The organism is Streptomyces niphimycinicus (assembly GCF_018883605.1).
Lineage (GTDB): Bacteria > Actinomycetota > Actinomycetes > Streptomycetales > Streptomycetaceae > Streptomyces > Streptomyces niphimycinicus.
The window spans coordinates 1-11,446 of the sequence record NZ_JAHLEM010000250.1 but is presented as its reverse complement, the minus strand read 5'-3'; the positions used below and the strand labels follow the sequence as shown (position 1 = coordinate 11,446).

Below are 11,446 nucleotides of genomic sequence, written 5' to 3'. Positions count from 1 at the left end.
CTCCCGCACGACCACGGCTGCCCGCACCACCTCCGGGGCGGTGGTGAGCACCGCCTCGATCTCACCCGGTTCGATGCGGAACCCGCGGATCTTGACCTGGGTGTCGGTGCGCCCCAGGTACGTCAGCTCCCCGTCGCGGGTGAGACGGGCCAGGTCGCCGGTGCGGTACATCCGCGCGCCCGGCGGGCCGTACGGATCGGCGACGAACCGCTCCCCGGTGCGGTCGGGGCGGGCGGTGTAGCCGCGGGCCAGGGCGGCACCGGTGATGTACAGCTCGCCGGGGACGCCCGGCGGCACCGGGTTGAGCCAGGGGTCGAGCAGCCGTACGGCGGTGTTGTCGACGGGCCGCCCGATGGGGGCGGGGCCGGGTGTCCACGCGTCGGTGTCCGCCGGGAGCGGGCAGGCCGTCACCACGTGGGTCTCGGCGGGCCCGTAGTGGTTGTGCAGCCGTACGCCGGGGCGGGCGGCGCAGAAGGTGCGGATGGCGCCGTGCGGGGTGAGCGCCTCCCCGGCCTGCACGAGGTCGGTGAGGTCCGGCAGCTCCAGCCCCTGGGCGGTGGCGGCCTCGCACACCGCGTCGATGACCAGGTTGGGCGCGTACAGCTCCTGCACACCCGCGTCGTTGAGCCACCGGGCCAGGCGGGCCGGGTCGCGGCGGATGTCCTCGGGGCAGACCACGAGGGTCTTGCCGTGCAGCAGTGCGGAGAGGATCTCCTGGACGGCGACGTCGAAGCTGACCGCGGTGAACTGCGCCACCCGGGTGCCCGGTCCGCCCGGCAACTGCGCCTGGTGCCAGTCCAGCAGGTTGGCGAGGGCGCCCACGGGCATCATCACGCCCTTGGGGCGGCCGGTGGAGCCCGAGGTGTAGATGGCGTACGCCGGGTGGGCGGGGTGGAGCGGCCTGGTGCGCTCGTCGTCGCTGACGTCGGTCGCGGGATACGCGGCGAGCGCCTCGGCGGCCTTCGGGTCGTCGGTGGCGATCGTGCGGCCGGCGAGAGCTTCCGGAAGCGCCGTGGCCAGTTCGCCGGTGGTCAGCACGAAGGCGGGGCGGGCGTCTTCGAGCATGAACCCGATGCGGGCCGCCGGGTACTCGGGGTCGACGGGCAGATACCCGGCACCGGTCTTGAGGACCGCCATGAGGGCGGTGACCAGGTCGGCCGACCGGGGCATGGCGACCGCGACCAGGTCCTCGGGGCCCACTTGGCGGTCGATGAGCAGCCGTGCGAGGCGGTTGGCGCGCGCGTTGAGTTCGGGGTAGCCGACCGCTCCTTCCGGGGTCTCCACGGCCACACCGTGCGGGTTGCCGGCGACGGCCGTCTCGAACCGCTCGGGCAGGGAGGCGTCGTGCGCGGGGCGGGCCGCGCCGCTGCCGCCGCTCAGCACGGCGGCCCGTTCGCCCTCGTCGAGGAGCGGCACCTCGCCGAGTCGCGCCTGCGGATTCGCGGTCATGGCCGCCAGCAGCCGCAGGAGCCGCGCGACGATCCGCTCGGCCGTGTCGCGTTCGAAGAGGTCGGTGCTGAATTCGAGGCCCGCGCTGAGCCCGTCCACGCTGCCGTCGGGGGCGTGCCGTTCGGCGAAGGACAGCAGCAGGTCGAATTTGGCCGTACCGGTGTCCGAGGCCACCCGCTCGACGGTCAGGCCCGGCGCCCCCACGCCGTCCTCGGGGGCGGAGGTGTCCGACGGCAGGTGCCGCTGCTCGGTGTTGTTGAAGGTGAGCATGGTCTGGAACACCGGGTGCCGGGACTGCGAGCGCCTGGGGTTGAGCGCCTCCACCAGCCGTTCGAAGGGCAGGTCCTGATGGGCGTAGGCCGCCAGGTCCGTGTCCCGGACACGGGCGATCAGCTCACGGAAGGTGGGGTTGCCCGAGGTGTCGGTGCGCAGCACCAGCGTGTTGACGAAGAAGCCGACAAGATCCTCGAGGGCGTCGTCGGTGCGGCCGGCCACCGGGGTGCCGAGCGGGATGTCGGTGCCCGCCCCGAGCCGGGTGAGCAGCGCGGCGACCGCGGCCTGGACCACCATGAACGGGCTGGCCTTGGTGGCCCGGGCCAGGGCGCGGACCTGCTCGTACAGCGGTCCGGGCACCTGGTAGGGGATGCGTTCGCCGCGATGGCCGGAGGTGGCGGGGCGCGGCCGGTCGGCGGGCAGCGTGAGTTCGTCCGGCAGTCCGGCCAAAGCCCCCTTCCAGTAGGCGAGTTGCCGGGCGATCAGGCTCTCGTCGTCGTCCTCCGAGCCGAGCACCTCGTGCTGCCACAGGCTGTAGTCGGCGTACTGGACGGGCAACGGCTGCCAGGCCGGGGCGGTGCCGACGCGTCGTGCGGCGTAGGCGGCCACGATGTCGCGGGAGAGCAGCGGCACCGACCAGCCGTCGCCCGCGATGTGGTGGACCAGGAGCAGCAGCACATGCTCCCGCTCTCCGGTCTCGAACAGCCAGACGCGCAGCGGGAGTTCTTCGGACAGGTCGAAGGCGTGTCCGACGGCGGCGGCGATCTCCCGCTCCAGGCGATCTGGCGGCACGCCGGGGACGACGGTCAGCGCGGTGCGGGCCTCCGGGGCGGGCAGCACGACCTGGTACGGCCCCTCGGCGTCCTCGGCGAAGACCGTGCGCAGCGACTCATGGCGCTCCGCGACGTCCACGAGCGCGTCCCGCAGCGCCGTGCGGTCCAGGTCGCCGGTGAGCCTCAGTGCGAAGGGGATGTTGTACGTCGGCGAGGGGCCCTCGAAGCGGTGCAGGAACCACAGCCGGCGCTGGGCGAAGGAGGCCGGGACGCGATCGGGGCGCGGTTCGGCGGGCATCAGCGCGGCACGGGCCGATCCGGCCGTGTCGAGGGCGCGGGCGAGCCCGGCCACGGTGGGCGTGTCGAAGAGCTGTCGCACCGCCATCTCGGCACCGAGCACCGAACGGATGCGCCCGGCGAGCCGGGTGGCGAGCAGCGAGTGTCCCCCGGCGTCGAAGAAGTTGTCGTCGATGCCGACCGACGGCAGGCCGAGGACCTCCGCGAAGAGGCCGCACAGGATCTCCTCCTGGGGGCTGCGCGGGGCACGCCGCGCCCCGGTGGCGGCGGCCGGGCCGGTGTCGGGCACGGGCAGCGCCTTGCGGTCCACCTTGCCGTTGCCGGTCAGCGGCAGCGCGTCGAGGACGACGAACGCGGCGGGCACCATGTAGTCGGGGAGTTCGGCGGCGAGGTGCGCCCGCAGGTCCTCCGGGGACGGGGTGGTGCCGCGCTCGGCGACGAGGTGGGCGACCAGGCGCCGGTCGCCGGGGCGCGGCTCCTGCACGGTGACGACGGTCTGGGCGACGCCCAGGTGGCTGCCCAGCAGCGCCTCGATCTCACCCAGCTCGATGCGGAAGCCGCGCAGCTTCACCTGCTCGTCCGCGCGCCCGAGGTATTCCAGCACGCCTTCGGCGTTCCAGCGCACCAGGTCGCCGGTGCGGTACATACGGGCGCCCGGCGGGCCGTAGGGGTCGGCGACGAAGCGTTCCGCGGTGATCCCGGGGCGCCGCCAGTAGCCGCGGGCCAGCCCGGCCCCGGCGATGTGCAGCTCGCCCGCCGTGCCCGGTGGCACGGGGCGCAGCCCGGTGTCGAGGACCATCAGCCGGGTGTTGTCCAGGGGGCTGCCGATGGGGACGGAGGCCGGGACCTCCGGTCCCCGGGGAAGCCGGTGGCGCACCGCGAACGTGGTCGTCTCGGTGGGCCCGTACACGTCGATGACGGTGGTGTCGGGGCAGGCCCGCATCACCCGGCGGATGGACGCGGCGGGGACCGCCTCGCCGCCGGTCCACACCTCGTGGAGGCCGGCGAAGTGTTCGGGCGCCTCGTCGGCGACGAGCTGGAAGAGACCGGTGGTCAGGAACAGCCCGGTGATCTCGTGCTCGACGAGGAGCTTGCCGAGCCGTTCGGCGTCGAGGTCGCCGGGCGGGGCGACGACGGCGGTGCCGCCGGTCAGCAGCGGCACCCACATCTCGTAGGTGGAGGCGTCGAAGGCGTGCGGCGAGTGGACCAGGATCCGGGTGTGGGCGCCGTTCGCGAACGAGCGGTCATGGGCGAGTTCGAGCACATGGCGATGGGTGGCGGCGACGCCCTTGGGTGTTCCGGTGGAGCCGGAGGTGTGGCTGATGTAGGCGATCTGGCCGGGGTGGACGTGCGGCAGTGGCTCTCCCGGCACGGCATCGGGCTCCGCCTGCGCTCCGTCGTCCACGACGACCACGGGCGGCCCCAGTTCCGCGGCGCGGTCGGCGTTCGCCCGGTCGGTCAGCACCAGACGGACACCGGCGAGGCCGGTGAGCAGACGCAGCCGGTCGGCCGGGTCACGCTGCCGCAGCGGGACGTACGCGCCGCCCGCCTTGAGGATCCCCAGCGCGGACACGATGACGTCCGCCGAGCGCTCCATGAGCAGCCCCACCGGGGTTTCCGGCACCACTTTGAGCCGGGTCAGGCGGTGTGCCAGCGCGTCGGAGCGGGCATCGAGCGCGGCGTAGTCGAGCGTGTCGGCGCCGGTGCGGACGGCGGTGGTGTGCGGGGTGCGGGCGGCCTGGGCGCGGAACGCCTCCGGCAGGCTGAGGTCCGGGATGGCGGTGTCCGCGCCGTGGCCGAGTTCGAGTACGGTGCGGTGTTCCTCCCCGGAGAGCAGCTCGAGCCGGCCGACGGGGCGCAGCGGTTCGGTGGCGACCGAGGTGAGGACGCGGACCACGCGGTCCAGGACGGCGCGGGCCGCTGCCTCGGGGATCAGATCGGGCTGGTGGTCCAGGCGCAGCCGCAGCAGGCCGCCACGGCCGACGGCGACCAGTGCCAGCGGATAGTGGGCGGCGTCGCGGTTGCGGGCGCCGGCGACGGTCAGGCCGCTGGTCCCGCCGGGCCTGTCGTTCCCGGCCGTGAGGTCCACGGGGTAGTTCTCGAACACCATCGTGGTGTCGAAGAGTTCACCGGCTCCGGCGAGCCGCCGCACCTCGGCGAGGTCGATCTGCTGGTGGGGCTGGAGCCGGGTCTGTTCGTCCTGGACCCGGCGCACCAGGTCCACCAGCGGCTCGTCGGCACGCAGCCGTACCCGCACCGGCAGGGTGTTGATGAACAGGCCCACCATCGTCTCGACCCCGGCGAGCTCGGGCGGCCGGCCTGAGACGGTGGCGCCGAAGACCACGTCGTCCCGCCCGGTCAGCCCGCCGAGGACGACCGCCCAGGCGCCCTGCACCAGCGAATTGAGGGTCAGCGCACGCTCCCGGGCCAGGGCGGCGAGCGCCTCGTACACGGCGGGTTCGAGCTCGGTGTCCAGGCGTCCGGGCACGACGGCGGCCCGGTCGCCGCTGCGGGGCGCGACGAGGGTGGGGCCGTCGATTCCGGCCAGCGCCTCGCGCCATGCGGCCACCGAGGCGTCCCGGTCCTGGCCGGCGAGCCAGTGCAGATAGTCCCGGAAGGGCCGGACCCGTGGCAGCCCGCCGTCGTCGCCGCGGGCCGCGTACAGCGCGAGGAGTTCGCGCAGCAGCATCGGGCGTGACCACCCGTCCAGCAGGATGTGGTGGTTGGTCAGGACGAAGCGGTGCCGGCCGTCGCCGAGCCGCAGCAGGGTGAACCGCATCAGCGGCGGCTTGCCGAGGTCGAAACGGCGTCTGCGGTCCGCCTCCAGCACCCGGTCCGCCGCCGCGGTGCGCTCGTCCTCGGTCAGCGCGGCGAGGTCGATCTCCTCCCAGGGCAGGGGGACCTCGTGCGGAATGAACTGGACGGGGCGCCGCAGGCCCGCGTAGCGGAAGCCCGCGCGCAGATTGGCGTGGCGCCGCAGCAGGGTGCGGCACGCGGCGCGCAGCGCCTCGGGGTCGAGGTCGCCCTCCAGGTCCATGGTGTCCTGCACGACATAGACGTCCGGCGCCGCCTCGTCGTACACGCTGTGGAAGAGCAAGCCTTCCTGTAGCGGGGCCAGCGGCAGGATGTCCTGCAATCCGGACTGCGTCGCCATCACATGGTCCTCCAGTCGTCTTCCAGCAACTCGATCTCGTCCTGGCTCAGCAGGCTCAGGGAAACGTCCGAGACGGTGAGCCCGCCCGCGTCGGGGCGTTCCGCGTGCTCGGTGAGGGCGGTCAGGGCCTGGAACCACAGGTCGGCCAGGGTGCCGACCGCGGTCCGGTCGAGGATGCCCTCGGCCCAGGTCCAGGTGGCGGCCAGTTCGGGTCCGCGCGGCCCGTCGTCGGTACGGGCGTTGAGCTCAAGGGGGTGGGCGAGCGGAACCCGGGGGTCGGTGCCGCCGATGCCGGCGGCGCTGGCCAGCACGGTCCAGTCCGGGACGGTGGCGCTGCCCGCCTCCTCGGCGTCCGCGACCTGGAAGCGCCCGAGGTAGTTGAACGCCACCCGCGGCTCGGGCAGGCCGGTGAACCCCGGTGCGGTGTCCGGGTTCAGATGCCGGGCCAGGCCGTAGCCGATGCCCTTGTCGGGCACGGCCCTGAGCTGCTCCTTGATCCGCTTGACGGCCTCGCCCGCGGCCGGGCCGCCCGCGAACGCGTCGGTGAGATCCACCGCGCCGGGGTCGATCCGTACGGGATACAGGCTGGTGAACCAGCCCACGGTGCGGGACAGGTCCACGGCGCCCACGATGTCCTCCTCGCGCCCGTGGCCCTCCAGGTCGAGGAGCGTCCCGGCCGCGCCCGGGCTCCAGGCGTCCCGGCCGCCGCGCCAGCGCGCCCAGGCCAGCGCGAACGCGGTGAGCAGCACGTCGTTGACCTCGGCGCTGAACACCGACGGCACGCGGGTGAGCAGCTTCTCGGTGACCGCGACCGGCAGTGTGACCGTCAGATGCGCCGCGCTCCCGTAGGTGTCCCGGGCCGGGTCCAGGGCCCGGCTGCCCAGGAGCGGGTCCCCGGGCCGCAGCACCTCCTGCCACCAGGCGGCCTCCGCCGCCCGCGCGGGCCTGGCCGCCGCCTCCGTCAGCCGCTGCGCCCAGCGGCGCAGCGAGGTGCCCACGGGCTGGAGTTCCGGCGCCCGCCCGCTACTCACGGCGCGGTACGCCTCCGCCAGGTCGGGTACCAGGATGCGCCAGGACACCCCGTCGACCACCAGGTGGTGGATGAGGAGGAGCAGCAGGCCCGGAGTGTCCGCGCCGCGGTCGAACCAGACCACCTGGACGAGCCGTCCCGCGTCCAGGTCGAGACGCTCCCGGGCGGCTTCGGTCTCCCGCCGCACCAGCTCCCGCTGGGCCGGTTCGTCGAGCCCGGCGGCGGCCACGCGGTGGACCAGGGAGGCGGCGTCCACCGCGCCCGGTTCGCGGATCTCCAGGCGCCGTTCGGGGCCGGCGGTGAGCCGGGCCCGCAGCGCGCCGTGGTGGTCGAGCACCGACCGCACCACGGACCGCAGATGCTCGTGGCGCAGCGCCGCGGGCACCTGGACCAGCCGCGACTGGTTGAACTGGTCGGCCGGGCCGCCTCGTTCGAGGAACCAGCGCATGATCGGGGTCAGCGGTACCTCGCCGACGCCCGCTCCCGGCTCCTCCGCGGCCACCCGGACGGTCTCCGTGGCGATGTCGGCGAGCGCGGCGACCGTGCGGTGTTCGAAGACGTCGCGCACCGCGAGTTCGAGTCCGGCCCGCCGGGCGCGGCTGACGAGCTGGATGGACATGATGCTGTCGCCGCCGAGGTCGAAGAAGCCGTCGTCGATGCCGACCCCGTCGAGCCCCAGCACCTCGGCGAACAGCCCGCACAGCGTCTTCTCCCGCTCGGTGCGCGGGCCGCGCCGATCAGCCTCGGGCGTCCCGCCGTACACGGGCGCGGGCAGTGCCCGCCGGTCGAGCTTGCCGTTCAGGGTGAGCGGAAGCGCGTCCAGGACGACCACGGCCGACGGCACCATGTGCTCGGGCAGGGCGGTGGCGAGGTGGGCGCGCAGCGTGTCCTGCCCGGGAGTCGGGTCGGCGCCGGCGGTCGGCACGGCATAGGCGACGAGGCGTTTGTCGCCGGGCCGGTCCTCGCGCAGGATCACCGCGGCCTGGGAAACGGCGGTATGCGCCTCCAGCGCCGCCTCTATCTCACCGAGCTCGATGCGGAAGCCGCGCAGTTTGACCTGGTCGTCGACGCGGCCGTGGTACTCCAGGCGCCCGTCGGCCAGCCGCCGTCCGGTGTCCCCGGTGCGGTACATGCGGCCCTCGCCGAACGGGTTGGCCACGAAGCGCTCGGCGGTCAGCCCGGCCCGGCCGAGATAGCCACGGGCCAGACCGGCGCCGACGACGTACAGCTCGCCCACGACGCCACTGGGCACCGGCCGGAGCCTCTCGTCCAGCACATACACGCCGAGATCCGGGATCGGTTCGCCGATCACCGAGCCGGAGGAGGCGGCGACGACGGCCTCGTCGAGCGCGATATGCGTGACATGCACGGTGGTCTCCGTGATGCCGTACATGTTCACCAGGGACGGGGCGTCATCGGGGTGCCGGGCGTACCAGTCGGCCAGCCGGCCCAGTTCGAGCGCCTCGCCACCGAAGACGACATGGCGCAGGCGAAGCCGCGCGGCGGTCTCGGGATTGTCCCGGTCGGCCGCCATGAGCTGGTAGAACGCCGACGGGGTCTGGTTCAGCACGGTGACCCGCTCATCCGCCAGCAGCGTCAGGAACCGCTCCGGGGTCCGGCTGATCTCGTAGGAGACGACGACCAGGCGTCCGCCGCGCAGCAGCGGTCCCCACAGTTCCCAGACGGAGAAGTCGAAGGCGTAGGAGTGGAACAGGGTCCATACGTCGTCGGGGCCGAAGCCGAACCAGTGGCCGGTCGCGTCCATCAGGCGTATCGCGTTGCCGTGCGGCACTTCCACGCCCTTGGGCCGTCCCGTGGATCCCGAGGTGTAGATGACGTACGCGGTGTCCAGGGGCGAGAGTGCCACGTCCGGGTCGCCCGCCTGGTAGCGCTGCGACTCGGCGAGCACATCGGGCGTCACGGTGAGGATCGGCCGGGCGTCGTCGACCATGTAGGCGATGCGGTCGGCCGGGTAGGCCGGGTCGATGGGCACATATGCCGCGCCCGACTTCAGCACGCCGAGGACCGCGACGACCAGCTCCTCGGTGCGCGGCATGCTCAAGCCCACATACCGCCGTGGTGCCGCTCCCCGCTCGCGCAGCAGATGGGCCAGCCGGTTCGCCCGCGCGTTCACCTCGGAGTAGCTGAGGGAGGTGGTCTCGTAGGTCACCGCGATGGCGTCCGGAGTGGCGGCCACCTGCCGCTCGAACCGGGACACGATCGTCTCGCCGGGGGCGGAGATGTGCCGCGGCGGCGCCGTCAGCTCGCGCCGCTCGGCCGGGTCGAGGATCTGGAGGTCCTGGATCGGGACGGCCGGGTCGGCGGCCACCTGTTCCAGCACCCGCACGAAGCGGTCGACGATGCTCTGTGCGGTGGCCCGGTCGAACAGGTCCGTACTGAAGTCCAGCGCACAGCCCAGCCCGGCCCCGGCGGTCCCGGCCGTCTCGGCGGTCCCGGCCATCTCGGCCATCTCGGCCATCTCGGCCATCTCGGCCATCTCGAAGGAGAGGTCGAACTTCGCCGAGGGCGACCCGAGCGGTCGCCCGGTGACGGTGAGCCCGGTCTGAGCGGTGAGGGGCCGAGCGGCGTTGTTCAGGTTGAGTACGGTCTGGAAGAGCGGGTGCCGGGCCAGTGAACGCTCCGGGTTGACCACCTCGACCAGCCGCTCGAAGGGCAGGTCCTGATGTGCGTACGCCTCCAGGTCGCGCGCCCGGACACGTTCGACCAGCTCGCTGAAGGTGGGGTTGCCGGAGGTGTCGGCGCGCAGCACCAGCGTGTTGACGAAGAACCCGACGAGGTCGTCCAGCGCGTCGTCGGTACGGCCCGCGACGGGTGTGCCGATGGGGATGTCGCTGCCCGCGCCGAGCCGGGTCAGGAGGGTCGCCAGGGCCGCCTGCAACACCATGTACAGGCTCGCGCGATGCTCACCGGCGACCCGCACCAGCCGCTCGTACAGGCCCGGCGGCAGCTCGAACCCGACCCGGTCGCCCCGGTAGGAGGCGCCCGCCGGCCGCGGCCGGTCGAAGGGCAGGGCCAGTTCCTCCGGGAGCCCGTCCAGCGCCCGGGTCCAGTAGTCGAGCTGACGCGAGATCTCGCTGCCCGAGTCGGACTCGTCGCCGAGGAGGTCACGCTGCCAGAGGCTGTAGTCCGCGTACTGCACCGGCAGCGGCTCCCAGGCGGGGGCACGGCCGGTCGTCGCGCGGGCCGCGTACGCCGCCGTCAGGTCCCGCACCAGGACACCGCGCGACCAGGCGTCGCTCGCGATGTGATGCGTCAGCAGGAGCAGCGTCGAACGGTCGGTTCGCGCACCGTCGGCGCCTCCGGCGACGGCGGGCAGCCGGAACAGCGAGGCGCGGATGGGCATCTCGGTGGAGAGGTCGAAGGCGTACCCGGCGGCGTCACGCATCAGCCGGTCGACGGACGCCTCGTCGGCCACCTTCTCCACGGTCAGCGGCACCTGCGCCTGTTCCGGTGCGAGGACCACCTGGTAGGCGCCGCCGCCCGAGTCGTCCGCGAAGACCGTGCGCAGGCTCTCGTGGCGTACGACCAGGTCGGCCAGGGCCTGACGCAGCGCGTCCTGGTCCAGCGGGCCTGTCAGGTCGAGGGAGATGACCATGTTGTAGGCGTCGCTCGGCCTCTCCAGGTGCTGGAGGAACCACAGGCGTTGCTGCGCATGGGACAGCGGCACCCTGGCGGGCCGCTTCGCGCTCACCACCCGGCCTCGTACGGCGGCGGACTCGTCGAGCGCCGTGGCGAGTTCGGCCACGGTGGGTGCCTCGAAGACGCGGCGTACAGCCAGTTCGGTGTCCAGGACGGTACGGATCCGGCTGACCAGCTTGGTCGCCAGCAGCGAGTGGCCGCCGAGGTGGAAGAAGTCGTCGTCGATCGTGACCGACGCCACGCCCAGGACCTCGGCGAACAGACCGCACAGGATCTCCTCGCGCGGCGAACGCGGCGCCCGGCCGGTGGCGGTGTCGGGGCCGTAGTCGGGCGCGGGCAGCGCACGCCGGTTCAGCTTGCCGTTCGCGGTGAGCGGGAAGGCGTCCAGCGTCACGAACGCCGACGGCACCATATAGCCGGGCAGTTGCCCGGCCACGTGCTCACGCAGGGCCAGGGGCTCCGGTCCGCCCGCCATGGAGGGGATGACATAGGCGACGAGCCGCTTGTCGCCGGGCCGGTCCTCGCGCACGAGGACGGCGGCCTGGGCCACGCCATCCTGCCCGGCCAGCACCGTCTCGATCTCGCCCAGCTCGATCCGGAAGCCACGCAGCTTGACCTGATCGTCGACCCGGGAGAGATACTCCAGCTCACCTTCGGCCGTCCAGCGCACCAGGTCACCGGTGCGATACATCCGCCCACCGCCGACGCGGTCGAACGGATCGGCCACAAAGCGTTCGGACGTCAGCCCCGGGCGTCCGTGATAGCCACGGACCACCCCCTCACCCGCGATATACAGCTCACCCGGCACCC

Annotated in this window: 2 protein-coding genes; both read right to left on the bottom strand. The window is 73.3% G+C overall.

The genetic code is table 11. From position 1 onward, the window contains the following. Nucleotides 1-5,946: non-ribosomal peptide synthetase (locus KN815_RS51575; RefSeq protein WP_216343726.1), on the bottom strand; the 5,946-nt coding region annotated here is incomplete at its 3' end. Then, a partial coding sequence (locus tag KN815_RS22410) for a non-ribosomal peptide synthetase (RefSeq protein WP_216343725.1) occupies nucleotides 5,946-11,446 on the bottom strand: 5,501 nt, incomplete at its 5' end. The genes KN815_RS22410 and KN815_RS51575, both read right to left, overlap by 1 nt.